Origin of the sequence: Lysinibacillus boronitolerans JCM 21713 = 10a = NBRC 103108 (assembly GCF_000772935.1) — a bacterium.
GTDB classification, from domain to species: Bacteria; Bacillota; Bacilli; order Bacillales_A; family Planococcaceae; genus Lysinibacillus; species Lysinibacillus boronitolerans.
Window position 1 is genome coordinate 46,022 of sequence record NZ_JPVR01000065.1, and the last position, 15,529, is coordinate 61,550.

Here is a 15,529-nt window from a genome sequence, read left to right on the forward strand (position 1 = left end):
AATAATACGTTAAGATTAGGGGTCGCTATTTTGTATAATTTTTTATTACCGAACGAATTTGTGACGAATATTTTTGAAATTACGCCGGAAAAGTTACAGGAATTAGGGATTAGAGGAATCATTACGGATTTAGATAATACGCTTGTTGAATGGGATCGTCCAGATGCAACAGAAGAGCTAATCATTTGGTTGCGCATTATGAAAGAATCTGGTATTCGTGTTATTATTGCGTCAAATAACAAGGAAGCTCGTGTAAAGCATTTTGCTGAGCCGTTAGGTATCCCTTATATTCACAAGGCGAAAAAGCCACTTCGTAATGCTTTTTATAATGCGCTGATTCAACTAGGCCTGCGTCCAAATGAAGTAGTGATGGTAGGAGATCAACTCCTTACGGATGTAATGGGAGCAAACCGCTTAGGCTTACACACGGTGCTCGTGAAGCCTGTTGCACAATCAGACGGGCTTGTAACAAAATTGAATCGTTTCATTGAACGTCGCGTATTTAATGATTTGAAACGAAAAGGAATTATAACTTGGGAGGAACAAGAATGATTGAAATGCCAAATTGTATTGGCTGTGGTACAACAATTCAAACAGAAGATAAAACAGCAGTTGGGTATGCACCCCCATCATCATTAGAAAAGGATGTAGTCATTTGCCAGCGTTGCTTCCGTTTGAAAAATTACAATGAAATTCAACCAGTATCATTAACAGATGACGATTTTTTACGTATTTTAAATGGTCTTGGCACACAGCAAGGCTTAATCGTAAAAATTGTTGATATATTTGATTTTAATGGCAGTTGGCTACCAGGGCTTCACCGTTTTGTAGGAAAAAATCCTGTCCTATTGATTGCGAACAAAGCAGATTTATTACCAAAGTCAGTGAAACCGAAAAAAGTTATTAACTGGCTGAAACGAGAAGCAAAGGCTCTTGGGCTACAGCCTGTCGATGTCCTACTAGTCAGTGCCCATAAAGGCAAAGGGATGGCAGAAGCAATGGAAGCCATCGATGAGTATCGTAAAGGACAAAATGTATATGTTGTTGGCTGTACAAATGTTGGGAAATCCACGTTCATTAACAGGATTATTAAGCAGGCAACAGGTGAGGGTGAAGTGATTACAACCTCGCACTTCCCAGGTACGACTTTAGACATGATTGATATTCCATTGGATGATGGTAGTGCATTATATGATACGCCAGGTATTATTAATCATCATCAAATGGCACATCACATTGATTCCAGTGAATTAAAATATATTATGCCGAAAAAAGAAATTAAGCCGAAAGTCTACCAACAAAATGCTGGGCAAACCTTATTTATTGGTGCATTGGCAAGATTTGATTTTATTCAGGGAGACCGTTCTGCCTTTACAATCCATGTGGCAAATGATTTACCAATTCATCGTACAAAGCTTGAGAAGGCAGATGCGTTATATGAAGAGCATAAGGGGGAATTATTGGCGCCACCAACTGCGGACTTTATCGACCAGTTGCCACCATTGGTTCGTCATGAATTTTCCATCAAAGAAGCGAAAACAGATGTTGTATTTTCTGGGCTAGGCTGGATTACCGTTCAGCATGCGAATGTAGTAGTAGCAGCTTACGCACCAAAAGGTGTACAAGTTTCAATTCGTCCTTCGCTAATCTAAATGGAGGACATAGTAGAGAGAGGGACTAGAACATGAAGAAGTGGTTTGCAGTTATGGGTGATCCAATTGAACATTCAAAATCACCTGCCATGCACAATGCTTGGTTCGAGGACATGTCAATTGATGCGACATATATTCCTTTACATGTAAAGCCTAATCAATTAGAGTCAGCTGTCGCTGGCTTGAAGACATTAGGGGCAAGTGGCTGGAACGTGACAATTCCTCATAAAACAGCAATCATTCCATATCTAGACGAGCTAGATGAGCTGGCACAAAAAATGGGTGCAGTGAATACCGTCGTTCGAACAACAGAAGGAAAGCTGAAAGGCTATAATACAGATGGTATTGGATTTGTTCGATCACTCGAAGAAGCCGTTGGGGTATCTCATAAAGACAAGCCTGTATTACTTGTTGGTGCTGGTGGAGCAGCTCGTGGCATTGCCTTTGCTATGCAGCAACAAGGCTATTGTCATGTAACCATTGCCAATCGTACGGTGATGAATGCACAAAAGATTATTGATGAAATGGGTATGGGACGTGCCATTTCTTTACAACAAGCGGAAGAGACGCTAGCTGATTTCAGCATTATTGTGCAAATGACATCAGCTGGCCTTTCCACGGGCAATTTTTCAATGCCATTTTCATTAGATCGGCTGATGAAAGGAGCAATTGTTGCGGATATTGTGTATAATCCATTAATGACGCCTTTTTTACAAGCGGCTGAAGAAAAAGGAGCAACGATTGTTACTGGCTTAGGAATGTTTGTCCATCAAGGAGCCATCGCTTTTGAACACTGGTTAGGAAACTATCCAAATACAAATTCAATGATTGCGCAACTGAAGGCGCAATTAGGAGGAAACTAATTTTTATGTTAACAGGTAAACAGAAACGTTTTTTACGTGCAGAAGCACACCATTTGACACCTATTTTCCAAGTAGGAAAAGGTGGCGTTAATGATGAAATGACAAAGCAAATTCGTGAGGCATTAGAAGTACGTGAATTGATAAAAGTACGTATTTTAGATAACTGTGAAGAAGATAAACATGAAGTCGCTGAAGCATTAGCAACAGGCGCTCATGCGGAGCTTGTCCAATTAATCGGTCTGACAGTTGTTTTATATAAAGAGTCCCGCAATCATAAAAAGATTGTATTACCAAAAGTAGCGAAATAAGGTGAGACGATGAAAAGGGTCGGTTTACTAGGAGGTACATTTAACCCACCACATATGGGTCATCTTTTGATAGCAAATGAAGTATTTCATGCGCTAGAACTTGATGAAATCCGCTTTATGCCTAATGCCATCCCACCACATAAGCATGCACGTTTTGATGCTAGTAATGTTGAACGGCTTGAAATGGTAAAACGTGCGATTCGCCCATTTCCTTATTTTTCAGTAGAGTCGTATGAGCTGGAGAAGGGTGGCGTATCCTATTCCTATGAGACACTTTCTGCATTGTGTAGAAGAGAGCCGAATGTGAAATTTTACTTTATCATCGGTGGCGATATGATTGATTCGCTACATACATGGCATTGTATAGATGATTTAGTGAAGCTTGTTCAGTTTGTCGGAGTAAAGCGTCCAGGGACAGCCGCGGCAACAGAGTACCCTATAAGTATGGTGGAAATACCCCAAATCGATTTATCGTCCACACTGATTCGTGAACGCCTGGCTACAGGAGGAACGGTGACATTTCTACTACCAGAAGCGGTAGAGACGTTCATACGAGAGGAAGGTCTTTATGGAACGCGAACAGTATTTAGCGGCGATTAAGCCAAGAATGCCTGAAAAACGTTTTATTCATACAGTCGGAGTGATGGAAACGGCCATCAACCTAGCTCAAAAGTATGGCGAGGACGTAAAAAAAGCTGAAACAGCAGCTATCCTCCACGATATTGCTAAATATGCGGATATTGAGTGGATGGAGAATATCGTTCGTGATGAAAAATTAGATGAAAGACTCATTGGATGGGGTAGTGAATTACTACATGGTCCAGTAGGTGCATATATAGCACAAAGTGAGTTTGGCATCACAGACGAAGAGCTGTTGAATGCTATTCGTTTCCATACTACTGGGCGTGCTAGTATGAGCCGTTTAGAAAAAATTATTTTTGTCGCAGATATGATTGAACCGAACCGTCGATTTGATGGTGTGGAGCGTCTGCGCAAAAAAGCACAAAAAAATTTGGATAAGGCGATGAGTGCATGTGTACGCCATACTTTGGCATTTTTAATTGACACCAAGCAGCCAATTTATCCTTTATCAATAGAATGTTATAACGATATGATGAACAGAGAGGATAGTGAAGGATGACTTCAACTTTATTACAAGCAGCGTACAAAGCAATTGACGACAAACATGGTGAGGATATTGTCGTTTTAAATATGCAAGGAATTTCCCTTTTAGCAGATTATTTTATCATTGCTCATGGTAACTCAGATCGCCAAGTGCAAGCCATTGCACGTGAATTACAGGATGTAGCTGAGCAACAAGGCTATGAAATTCGCCGTGTCGAAGGATTCGATGGAGCACGTTGGGTACTAGTTGACCTAGGCGATGTTGTGGCACATGTATTCCATAAGGATGAGCGTGCTTATTATAATTTAGAGCGTCTTTGGGGCGATGCACCGCAACTAGACATGCCAGAGGCCTAAGTGAGTTACGAACGCTTTGCTCATGTCTATGATGAGCTGCAAACGGATATTCCTTACAATCTTTATATAGATTGGGTTGTACAGCATGCACCGAGTAGCCAATACCCAAAACTTTTAGATATTGGTTGTGGCACTGGTGTACTTAGCTTGTTATTTGCAAAGTCTGGCTATCAAGTCAGTGGAATTGATTTATCAGAAGAGATGCTGTCCATTGCAGCAGAACGCTTTGCTGGTGCAGGCTATCATGCCCCATTATACTGTATGTCTATGGTCGAACTAGATGGCTTTGAGGAAATCGATGTTGTCACAATCACAATTGATTCCTTGAATTATGTGATAGAGGAGCATTCTGTTTATACGACATTAGAACGTATCTATTCGGCGTTGCGTGATGGAGGACAGCTGTTTTTTGATGTTCACTCTTTATTTAAAATGAATGAGATTTTTTTAGATGGTCCGTTCACATATGATGATGGTGATATTAGTTATGTATGGCATACGGAGCCTGCCGACTTCGAGCATTCGGTTATTCATCAAATGACCTTTTATGTACGAGATGACGCAAGTGCATTATATGAACGCTTTGATGAGGAGCACGTGCAACGTACTTTCACTATCGAGCAGTATATGACTTGGTTACGTGCCATCGGTTTTAGTTATGTGGAAATCACAGCAGACTTTTCGGATGAGGCACCTGATGATGAAAGTGAACGCATTTTTATTCGTGCGGTGAAATAAAGAAAAGAGAGCTACACTGTGTAATAGGCAGTGTGGCTTTTTTGATGGATAGAAACGCTAAAGTAGCGGATAGAACACTTGTACAGTCGGATAGAAACGCTAAAGTAGCGGATAGAACACTTATACAGGCGGATAGAAACGCTAAAATAAGTGGATAGCTCTCTTCAACAGGTAATTGAAACTCTGATGTTTTTTTATCATTTTCAACAACCCATCCATAGTGTAAGATATATGTAACTCCATATGATGATCTTTCATAAGGAAAGGATGGTACTGTGCTACAATCTTTATGGCAAAAGTACAAAAAAAGTATGTTATTCCCCAGCATACTAGTCGTCAGTGGACTTTGTTACTTCTATTTTTCGAGTTCTGACTCTTCACCTCCCCAAGAAGAGCTCATCGAAACAATCCAACCTATTGAAGAAAAAAATTTGAGTGAATCTGCTGAGGAAGCGGTTATGCAGCAGGTATTTGTGGAAATAAAGGGTGCTGTAATGTATCCAGGCGTTTATGAACTTGAGCAAGACCAACGTATAAAAGATGTTGTACAGCTCGCTGGTGGCTATACAGAGAATGCTGACACACAATTTATCAATCATGCCCAAAAGGTACAGGATGAAATGGTAATCTATATTCCTATCAAAGGCGAACAGCTAGAGGAAGGAGCCCATTCTCTGTTAACGCTACCTACTGAAAGTAATAATAAAGAGCAAAAGATTAATATCAATAAAGCTGATGAAGCAATGTTAGCAACATTGCCAGGAATCGGTCCTTCCAAAGCTCAAAGTATCCTGACGTATCGAGAGGAAAATGGGCAGTTTCAAACCATAGAAGACTTAAAAAATGTTAGTGGTATTGGTGATAAAACATTTGAGAAGCTAAAGGATGCGATTACCGTAAAGTAATACTTAACACGATGGTATATTGACGCCCCTTTTCTAAAAGGGCTACACTATAGTAGAAAAGCAAGAGAAAGTTAATTTGTTAGATAATTTTTGGAGGTAGTCATATGGAGCGAATTACTTGGGATCAATTTTTTATGGCACAAAGCCATTTACTCGCATTACGCAGTACATGTACAAGACTAGCTGTAGGAGCAACTGTTGTGCGGGATAAACGTATTATTGCAGGTGGTTATAACGGTTCCATCACAGGGGACGAGCATTGTATCGAAAAGGGGTGCTATGTGGTTGATAATCATTGCGTGCGTACCGTGCATGCTGAAATGAATGCCTTACTGCAATGTGCTAAATACGGAACACCGACAAAAGGTGCTGATTTGTATGTAACACATTTCCCATGTTTACCATGTACAAAATCTATCATTCAAGCTGGCATAGAACGTGTGTATTACGCAACGGATTATAAAAATAATCCATATGCACAGGAGTTATTTGCAAAAGCTGGAGTGGAAGTAGTTCATGTACCCTTTGATGAACGTAAAATCGATTTTTTACGAGATGACAAGCTAGCTTTGTATACAGAAATGCTGCACGAGCTTCGCGAGAGTGGGGTATCTGCTGAAAAATTGCTCCCATATGAACAGAAGGTGAGTGCATTATTTGGCATCAAGCTTTAAAGCATAGATGGATTATGATAGCTCTTGCTGTACTGATAGCTACTATTGCGGTATACAAATCAGTATGGCTACTCATTTTTTTACTGCTACTAGCCCTGTGGCTCATCATAAAAGGTGAGTCACGTTTCCTTGCAATTTTTGTAATAACTAGTGGTCTACTAACTTATTTTTTCCTTTCTATCAATCATCTGACGGAACCTTCCCCATTACCGTCAACCTTCCCTATAACTTGGTCAAATGACTATAAAATAAACGGGCAAAAACTCCGTGGGTTTGCGACAACAACAAATGGCGAAAAACTTTACGTGGTTTATACCTTTTCTTCAGAACAAGAGAAAAATTTTTATGAAAATACCTCATTAACAGGAATGACATATTTGGCAAAAGGTGAACTTGTGACCCCCTCACCATCTGCACATGCTTATGCCTTTTCCATGTCAACCTATTTAACAAGCAAAGGAGCAACAGGCGTTGTAGAAATCACGAATTGGCATTATGTAGGAAAACGAACCTCCATCTTCACGATTCTTGCCGAGGTAAGACATAATATGAAAAAACATATAGAGAGGACTTTTCCCAAATCGCTTGTAGCAGAGGCTCAAGCACTTCTAATAGGGGTGCAAGATCAGATGGAGGATGAACTGCAGCGTGCCTATCAAAAGCTCGGTATTACCCATTTATTTGCGATTTCTGGGCTCCATGTCGCGCTGATGTCTTGGCTCTTTTTTGAAGGATTACTTAGAATAAGAATTCGCAAGGAAATGGCTACTGTCGTGCTATTGATCCTCTTACCTATTTATGGAGTCATTGCAGGTGGAGCACCTTCCGTATGGCGTGCTGTTTCTGTAGTAGAGTTGATGCTGCTACTGCGCTTTTTTAAGTGGGTTCTTTCGATGGATGATGCGTTAGCTATTAGCTTTATCGGCTTTGTTTTGCTTGAACCAGGTGTTATTTTCCAAATTGGTTTTCAACTATCCTATTTAGCAACCGTTAGTCTTATTTATTCTGGTATTATTTTTAAGCAGACAAGAACTTGGCTAGGTCGTTCTTTTTTTATCACGTACGTGTGCCAACTGCTCGTTTACCCACCATTACTCCATCATTTTTATGAATTATCTTTATCCTCGTTTTTTGTCAATATTGTTTTTGTTCCACTGTTTTCCTTTGTTATATTACCATTTAATATTGTAGCCTTTGTGTTATCCTATCTTTCCTTACCACTTGCCAACATCCTATTTGCAGGCTATGAACCACTGCGTAATTGGCTGACCGAAATAATCTTTAATATGCAAGAGCTCCCTTGGCAATTATGGTCACCAGGTAAACCATCTATTTGGCTGAGCTGCATTGCAATGTTAAGTGTTTTAGTAAGCTTCTACTATTTGGAAATAAAACGGTTCAGGAAAGCTATGATGGTCCTTGTCATTCCTGCTATTTTGATTCATTTGGCACCCATGTTGTATAACGAAACGAAGATTACCTTCTTAAATGTAGGACAAGGAGATAGTTTCGTCATTGAATTGCCATTTAGACGGGCAGTTTATGTTATAGACGCAGGTGGAGTATTGCGCTTTGAGCAGGAATCGTGGAAGAAAGCAGATAGTCCTTATGAGGTAGGGAAGCAAGTTGTCGTGCCATTTTTAAAAGGCAAGGGTATACGAACTATCGATATTTTTATTGCTTCGCATGCGGACGCAGATCATATTGAGGGAGCAGAGGAAGTATTACAAGAGATAAACATAAAGGAAATCCACGTTACACCTGGCTCATTGAATGAGCCTTTAATGCATGATTTATGGCAAGAAGCAAATAAGCGCCATATTCCTATTAAAGAAAAAATGAAGGGGACCTCGTGGCGTGTAGGGGAAACAGATTTTTATTACTTATGGCCTGATGACACCTTTTATGAGGGAAATGATGATTCTCTTGTCCTCTACATGCAGCAAAAGGGGTTTACAGCGTTATTTACAGGGGATCTGGAGCAATATGGCGAACAACAGCTGATCAAGCGTTATGGACCTTTATTGGCCAATCTCACATTGCTGAAGGCGGGGCATCATGGGAGTAAGACATCGAGCTCAGAAGCCTTTGTCGAGCTGCTGCAACCCCAATTAACCGTTTTTAGTGCAGGTCTTCATAATCGTTATGGTCATCCACATGAAGAAGTAGTACAACGTTTTGTCAGTAGACATTTAGTGACATGGACAACAGGGGTGAATGGATCAATCGAAGTACGTATTCGTGATAATCGCTGGTCTGTTAACATAAATGAAAAGAGCCTTGTCCAATGACCAAGGCCCTTTTCCTGCATAAGTCCAATTACTGTGATACAAATTCTACTATAGTTGCAATAATAAACATTAGCGTGAAAACGCCAAATGATACACCGAAGCCAACACCAGAATCGATGGCATCGTTACGTCGACATTGTATGTTTTTTCCTTCAAATGGATTCATTGTTATCCCTCCAATTCTGTTATTTATTATAAGACAACATGGTCATAAAAGCTATATCGAAAAGGTGATTTCCCCGTCTGGCAAGGAATCGACACAATTCGGTCAAAGACACAAAGGACTATGAAATCATGTATACTAATAGTATTGCTAGATGGAGGGGAAATTATGATTTCAACGGTTTGGAATACAATAAAAAAAGGTGAGCTTGCACCAGTATATTTGCTTGTTGGTGAAGAAAGCTATTTTATAGATGAAACCATTAAACGTTTAAAAGAGGCAATGGGTCCAGAAGAAGATCTGGAGATGACTACATTTGATTTAGAAGAAGTACCTGTAGATGCGGTCATGGATGAAGCAGATACCATTCCTTTTTTCTCAGAACGTAAGCTTATTATTGCTAAAAATGCATCGTTTTTAAAAGCAACCGAGAAAGGGAAGGAAAAAATCGATCATGATGTGAAACGATTGGAAACATGGTTGTCGAATCCTTCTGATTTTTCCGTAACGGTTTTTATTGCTCCTTATGAAAAATTGGATGAGCGCAAAAAAGTGACTAAAATGATGAAAGAGCATGCATTATTTGTACAAGCAGAAACACCAAAAGAGCAGGATTTAGCCGTATGGATTCAAGGCATTGTCAAAACACAAGGTAATAGCATTACACAAGATGCTATTGAATTGCTTGTTACGATGGTCGGAGCCAACATGCTACAATTACAGATGGAAATTGACAAGCTAACCCTTTATTTAGGTGAAGGTGGCGAAATTACAACTTCTTTAGTGGAGGATTTGGTGGCAAAAACATTAGAGCAAGATGCCTTTAAAATGCTTAACGCATATTTGGCAAATGACTCTGTCGGAGCCTTGTCTATCTATCATGATTTATTGCGACAAAAACAAGAACCTATTATGTTAGTGGGCTTGCTAGCATCCAATGTTCGTACCATGTCAAATGTTTTTTATTTATTGAAAAAAGGTTATCACCCTCAACAAATCGCTAAAAATTTAAAAATTCATCCGTATCGCGTCAAACTTATGATTGAGCAACGGCATCGGCCTTCAGAAGAAAATTTGCTACGGGCATTATATCAATTAGCAGAGGTTGATTTACAGCTAAAATCGTCTGGTGGAAATCGAGAGCGCTATCTAGAGCTATTTTTATTGCGCCAACTATAGGCAAAGAAAGCTGTCCAATAAGGGCAGCTTTTTATGTTCTCTATAAAATTAAAAAGATCAGCTACTCCTAATAGAGTATCTGATCCTTTAAACAATTACGCTTTTTTAGCAAGGCGAGACTTTTTACGAGCCGCCGCGTTTTTGTGGATAAGTCCTTTTGAAGCTGCTTTATCTAAAGATTTGAAAGCTGCTTGTAAAAGTTCTTGTTTGTTTTCAGCGTTAGCAGCAACAGCGTTTTCAGCTTTTTTCACTGTAGTACGCATTGCAGATTTAGCTTGAGAATTAGCAATGTTAGCTTTTTCGTTAACTTTTACGCGTTTAATCGCAGATTTAATGTTTGGCATATATTTCACCTCCTAAATTAGGTACGAGATGATATCTTCTCATTGATTTCTTGTGTCAATACAACAAAAATCATTTTAACAAACGCTTGGCCAAATTGCAATAGATAAATGCAAAGAATATTTACTTGACAGTTTGAACAAACTACAGCTTGAGGTGAACTGTATGCAAAATTTTAATTGGCAACGAACAGATTTAATCGATGAATCAGAAGAGGTAGTTGTCCATCAGACCAAAGAGCAAAAAGAAAAGCTTGAACAATCAAGTGGCATTCAAATTGAAGATCGGAATGCTGGTAGGGTAAAAATTACAGATGTTCGAGTAGACGCTGAAGGAGAAAAACAAATTGGCAAAAAGGAAGGGCAGTATATTACCCTGTCTGTCCCAACGCTAACATTAGAAGATCAAGAAGGCTTTGCACAACTTGAGCAAGAATTGCTAGTAAATTTCAAAAAAATGCATGAGGCACTTTCTTGGCAAGAGGACGATAAAATTTTAATAGTTGGTTTAGGTAATCGCACCATTACACCCGATGCAATAGGTCCCTATTTAATTGACCATTTGCATGGTTTAGATGTCATTGATGAAAAATTTGTCATGTATGCTCCTGGGGTAACAGGACAAACAGGCTACGAAACAGGTGAGTTTGTGGCTGCTATTGCTGAGCGTCTGCAACCGAAATTAATCATTGTAGTAGATGCACTTGCTACAAGAGCGAGTAATCGACTCTGTAAAACCATTCAATTAACTGATACAGGCATCCATCCAGGTTCAGGAGTAGGCAATCAACGGCAAGAAATTTCCTATGAGATGCTTGGCATTCCCGTAACAGCAATAGGGATCCCTACTGTAGTAGATGCACCTGTATTAATTGCGGATGCGGTAGAAACAATGCTACGTTCGATAGCTGCTCGTGTAGCTGAACGCAGTAAACCGTCATCAAAGCTTTCATTATCCTCATGGCAACCAGATATCAACAAGGAACTGGATATGACATTAGTACAACCTATATTTGGAGAATGGGCGACATGGACGAAAGAGGAGCGGCAGCAGCTGTTTGAGGAAACCTTCGCTGGCTCCCACACACAACTGATGGTTACACCAAAAGAAGCAGACTATTGGATTGATCGCTATGCAAAATTAGTGGCTTCTATGCTAATGAATTGGGCAAGTGATTTATAAAATAATGAAGAAACAACGCTTAGAGTAGACCTTCTAAAACACGCTTATTTATGCGTAAAACAAGAAATTTATTTTCGTTCTAATTAACATCCCCCCTCCATACGATATGGGGAGGAGGGTGTGACTTTGCTAAAAAAACTACAATGGTCATTTGGTATATTATTGTTCTTTTTCGTATTACCTGTCATTGCTGGGCAACTTCCGTTCAACAAGCAAGCATCGACTCCGATCAAACAATCAGAAGATAAGCAAGTCGTGTTTGCTGCTACCAATTTAGCTGAACAAAGTGTACTGGAACAAACGAAAGAACCTGAACCAGATCAAGCCCTAGACCCGGACCCATTTAAAGTGTTAGTGTTATTTACCCATACGCATGAAGCATATGAACCTATGGTGAAAGCAGTGAGTGGTAAGGTAGCGACTTCTCATGAAACGGTCAATATTATGAGCCTGAAGGATAAGATTGTGAATCATTTTAATGTAAATGGTTTAAAGACGGATGTTCTTGATGTAGATATTATGAAGAAATTACAAGAAGAAGGTAAAGGCTATCATGAATCTTATAATGTGATGAGGCCATATTTAAGTAAGCATTTAGAAACAAATAATTATGATTTAATAGTTGATTTACATCGTGACTCATTAAAACATGATCTTACAACGATCTCATATAATGGGGAAAATTATGCGAAAATCGCTATTGTTGTTGGGGCAGAACATGCTAATTACCGCTGGAATACAGCCTATGCTGAAAGTTTATCATCCACACTAAACGCCATCGTTCCAAAAATTTCCAAAGGGGTTATTTCTAAAAGTGGTGATGGGGTTGATGGGCGATACAATCAGGATTTAGCAAAGCAAATGATGATTATTGAGATTGGTGGAATTGGTAATACTGAGGAAGAGGTTAATCGTACGATTGCTGTAATTGGTAAGGCAATATCAAAAGCGTTTGTCAATGATTCAACAAAATAGACCAATCATATTAAAAAGTGGGACTCTTGTGGGCTCACTTTTTTAATATTGTATGATAATAAAATTTCCAGAAATAATTCTCATTAATTGTCTTTCCATTGCTTCATTCTTGTCTTATAATTTTCAAGTTGGCTCGCGAATTTCATGATAAAACGTTAAATGAAGGCATATGCAAATAAAGCAAACTTACTTTTGGAGTATATACCATTTTTGGGAATGCCTCTATAGCAAATATACATATGAATTTTTAGAAGACTAAAAATGATAACGTTTCATTTTTCTCTCAAACTTTTATCGTATTTCAATCGTCAAACATATAAGTGAATAAGCAAAAATAATAGAGAGGGGATGGTTATCAATCCAAAAGGTTTATTACGTGACAACAGGTTTTATCTTGATGCAGAAGGGAATACCTTCAAAAAGCGATACTCCTTGTAGCATTTGGATGTAACTAACATCATTTAACCAAAGTCGTGTGCGGTTATTACAGATTGTGACAGCGCTTTTAGATTGACTTCTACTTTGTACAGCTAGAAAAAACCAACACATTATACCGAAACGAAATTGAGAGATTATTGAAGGAAGGAATAGTATGTCAGGCAAGTCATTAAATCATCGTTATATTCCTGGACTAGACGGGATTCGAGCATTGGCTGTATTAGCAGTTATTGCTTATCATTTTAACTTCAGTTGGGCTAGAGGTGGCTTTTTAGGAGTAGATATCTTCTTTGTATTATCGGGCTATTTAATCACCTCTACCATCTTACCTTTAAAGGGCAATCAATTAACAGTCAGCCTAAAGAAATTTTGGGTGGGACGATTTAGAAGGCTACTACCAGCTGCCTACGTTATGATTGTTACATCATTTGTTTGGGCAATGCTCTTTCATAAAGAGCTTCTCCATACTTTGCGCGGGGATGCATTGTCCTCCATTTTTTATTCAAGTAATTGGTGGTTCATTTTTCATAAACTCTCTTATTTTGATAGTTTCGGTTCTCCATCACCTTTAAAAAACCTATGGTCATTAGCTATTGAAGAACAATTTTACTTGATTTGGCCATTGCTCTTAATGATTGGACTTTTTGTTGTTAAAAAACAAAATAAACTAGCAAATATCATCTTTTGTGGTGCCCTTTGTTCAGCATTCGTAATGGCGTTACTCTATCAGCCAGGCGCTGATCCTAGTCGTGTTTATTATGGAACGGACACACGTTGTTTTGAATTATTAATAGGCTGTTGGCTAGCACTCGTTTGGCCTATGAAAAGATTATCTTCTCAAAAATTATCAGCGAACCATGTGAAGAAACTAAATACGATGAGTTTCATTGCACTTACTATTTTTTTAGTAAGCATAGTGTATGTGGATGAATATCAATCCTTTCTTTATAGAGGAGGCATGTTTTTATTTTGCTTGAATGCTGCTGTTTTGATTGCATGTATTTCTCATCCAGTCAGCATACTAGGAAAAATATTAGCATGGAAGCCATTATGTTGGATAGGCTCTCGTTCATACGGCATTTATCTATGGCATTATCCTGTCATGGTTTTAGGGACACCCATTCATGAAATTGGTAATCCTTCCCATTGGCGAATATTCCTGCAGCTTTTACTAATCCTGATGATTGCAGAGCTATCCTATCGCTTCATTGAGATGCCCATCCGGAAAGAAGGGTTCCGAGTCTATTGTCAAAAATATCTGATTTGTAATAAAAACAAGTGGGGAAGCCTTACTTTTCCACGAAAAATATCAACGGTTATGGTTCCTCTTTTTCTGCTTGTATTTTTCACAGGCATGACAGGTGTAGTGGGTGAAAGTCAGCAAAACCCATCTAAAACGCTGCCAACAACGATAAAAATTAATGGCGATGAGCCTACACCCAATCTGAACAAGCAGGACAAACAAGCTGAAGCCTCAACAGACAAGCCTTCTCAAAGTAAGGAAGAGGGAGTAGAGGATGTTCAGGAGATAGAAACGCCTAAGCAAGAAGAAAATAACACCATTATAGAGCCTGAAAAAGATGAGTTTTATCGTGGCATACTAGCCATTGGTGACTCCCTAATGATTGATATTGCACCGAGCTTACATAATATGTATCCGACTATTACAATCGATGGAAAAATAGGCCGTCAAGTTTCGCAAGCTGTAAAACTTGCACCAAATTATGCAAGTTTTAATCAACCTAATCATGCAGTCATTCTACAATTGGGGACAAATGGTTATTTTACGACTGACCAAATGGATGCACTCCTTGAAGCTTTTTCAAATGCCGATATTTATTTAGTGAATACACGTGTGCCGCGATCTTGGGAAGCAAAGGTGAATGAAGCTTTACTGCAAAAAGCACAGGAACATGAGCGAATAACACTAATTGACTGGCATGCAGCAGCAATCAATCACCCTGAATACTTTGCCCCTGACGGTGTACATTTAGAGAAAAAAGGGATAGAAGTTTTAACAAAGCTCATTCAACAATCCTTAAATAAATAAAATAAAAAAGGTCAGTATACACAGTTTTATCTGCGTAGCTGACTTTTTCTATATCTTAGAAAGGGAACTATTTGCTCTACCTATATTTATTCTATTAGTTGTTCCTGTATGGTAAGCTTGATATTTGATCTGTTCCATTATGTGGAAGATGGTGCGGTGTCCATTCTTTCTTTTACTAATCATAGTTTAGGTTTATAAAAATGGGATTGTGTTCACGCTTTTTAGCAATATGGATGATGATATCTTTTGGAGATAGCGTGCTTTTTCTTGGTTGATCAGGCGAGAAT

The 15,529-nt window shown here is 38.9% G+C and carries 17 protein-coding genes; 15 read left to right on the top strand and 2 right to left on the bottom strand.

Translation table 11 applies throughout. From position 1 onward, the window contains the following. The first annotated feature begins 30 nt into the window (after positions 1-30). From CD31_RS05710 to CD31_RS05760, 11 genes are all read left to right on the top strand, one after another. On the top strand, positions 31-552 hold the full coding sequence (locus CD31_RS05710) for a YqeG family HAD IIIA-type phosphatase (protein WP_016994153.1): 522 nt from the start codon (positions 31-33) through the stop codon (positions 550-552). After that, positions 549-1,652 carry a ribosome biogenesis GTPase YqeH gene (gene yqeH, locus CD31_RS05715; RefSeq protein ID WP_004226877.1) on the top strand — a complete coding sequence of 368 codons (1,104 nt, stop codon included), beginning with the start codon at positions 549-551 and terminating at the stop codon, positions 1,650-1,652. The genes CD31_RS05710 and yqeH overlap by 4 nt, the downstream gene beginning before the upstream one ends. A 32-nt stretch (positions 1,653-1,684) precedes the next feature. Further along, positions 1,685-2,515 (top strand): shikimate dehydrogenase, encoded by an 831-nt coding sequence (gene aroE, locus CD31_RS05720; RefSeq protein ID WP_036076258.1) that lies wholly within the window; start codon positions 1,685-1,687, stop codon positions 2,513-2,515. A 5-nt stretch (positions 2,516-2,520) separates the two neighbouring features. Further along, positions 2,521-2,823, top strand: a complete 303-nt coding sequence (yhbY, locus tag CD31_RS05725; RefSeq protein ID WP_016994151.1) for a ribosome assembly RNA-binding protein YhbY — start codon at positions 2,521-2,523, stop codon at positions 2,821-2,823. A gap of 9 nt (positions 2,824-2,832) precedes the next feature. Next, positions 2,833-3,423, top strand: a complete 591-nt coding sequence (locus CD31_RS05730; protein ID WP_036076259.1) for a nicotinate-nucleotide adenylyltransferase — start codon at positions 2,833-2,835, stop codon at positions 3,421-3,423. After that, complete coding sequence (gene yqeK / locus CD31_RS05735) at positions 3,392-3,964, top strand: bis(5'-nucleosyl)-tetraphosphatase (symmetrical) YqeK (protein WP_036076260.1); 573 nt, start codon at positions 3,392-3,394, stop codon at positions 3,962-3,964. Before CD31_RS05730 ends, yqeK begins: the two co-directional genes overlap by 32 nt. Next, positions 3,961-4,305, top strand: coding sequence for a ribosome silencing factor (gene rsfS / locus CD31_RS05740; RefSeq protein ID WP_004226890.1), 345 nt, complete (start codon positions 3,961-3,963; stop codon positions 4,303-4,305). The genes yqeK and rsfS overlap by 4 nt, the downstream gene beginning before the upstream one ends. Next, positions 4,306-5,043 carry a class I SAM-dependent methyltransferase gene (locus CD31_RS05745; RefSeq protein ID WP_036076261.1) on the top strand — a complete coding sequence of 246 codons (738 nt, stop codon included), beginning with the start codon at positions 4,306-4,308 and terminating at the stop codon, positions 5,041-5,043. Between the two features lie 275 nt (positions 5,044-5,318). Beyond that, entirely contained in the window at positions 5,319-5,948 is a 630-nt protein-coding gene (locus CD31_RS05750) for a helix-hairpin-helix domain-containing protein (RefSeq protein ID WP_036076262.1), read from the top strand. Positions 5,949-6,052: 104 nt separating this feature from the next. Then, the gene (locus CD31_RS05755) at positions 6,053-6,622 is read left to right on the top strand and encodes a ComE operon protein 2 (RefSeq protein WP_004226897.1); all 570 of its coding nucleotides are present in this window, start codon (positions 6,053-6,055) and stop codon (positions 6,620-6,622) included. 368 nt (positions 6,623-6,990) lie between these two features. Beyond that, positions 6,991-8,913, top strand: a complete 1,923-nt coding sequence (locus CD31_RS05760; RefSeq protein WP_244905074.1) for a DNA internalization-related competence protein ComEC/Rec2 — start codon at positions 6,991-6,993, stop codon at positions 8,911-8,913. A 28-nt stretch (positions 8,914-8,941) separates the two neighbouring features. Here CD31_RS05760 and CD31_RS22875 read toward each other — a convergent pair whose 3' ends face one another. Next, positions 8,942-9,079, bottom strand: a complete 138-nt coding sequence (locus CD31_RS22875; protein WP_004226902.1) for a YqzM family protein — start codon at positions 9,077-9,079, stop codon at positions 8,942-8,944. 165 nt (positions 9,080-9,244) lie between these two features. Here CD31_RS22875 and holA point away from each other — a divergent pair, with 165 nt between their 5' ends. Continuing rightward, the gene (gene holA / locus CD31_RS05770; RefSeq protein ID WP_036076264.1) at positions 9,245-10,255 is read left to right on the top strand and encodes a DNA polymerase III subunit delta; all 1,011 of its coding nucleotides are present in this window, start codon (positions 9,245-9,247) and stop codon (positions 10,253-10,255) included. Positions 10,256-10,350: 95 nt separating this feature from the next. Here the strand turns inward: holA and rpsT are convergent, their stop codons facing one another. Beyond that, the gene (rpsT, locus tag CD31_RS05775; RefSeq protein ID WP_004226906.1) at positions 10,351-10,599 is read right to left on the bottom strand and encodes a 30S ribosomal protein S20; all 249 of its coding nucleotides are present in this window, start codon (positions 10,597-10,599) and stop codon (positions 10,351-10,353) included. 163 nt (positions 10,600-10,762) lie between these two features. Between rpsT and gpr the strand changes: the two genes are divergently transcribed. The 3 genes from gpr to CD31_RS05790 all read left to right on the top strand — a co-directional run bounded on the left by gpr (position 10,763) and on the right by CD31_RS05790 (position 15,242). Further along, positions 10,763-11,779 (top strand): GPR endopeptidase, encoded by a 1,017-nt coding sequence (gene gpr, locus CD31_RS05780; protein ID WP_036076265.1) that lies wholly within the window; start codon positions 10,763-10,765, stop codon positions 11,777-11,779. Between the two features lie 120 nt (positions 11,780-11,899). Next, complete coding sequence (gene spoIIP, locus CD31_RS05785; RefSeq protein WP_225340378.1) at positions 11,900-12,754, top strand: stage II sporulation protein P; 855 nt, start codon at positions 11,900-11,902, stop codon at positions 12,752-12,754. 592 nt (positions 12,755-13,346) lie between these two features. Beyond that, entirely contained in the window at positions 13,347-15,242 is a 1,896-nt protein-coding gene (locus tag CD31_RS05790; protein ID WP_036076266.1) for an acyltransferase family protein, read from the top strand. Positions 15,243-15,529: the final 287 nt, after the last annotated feature.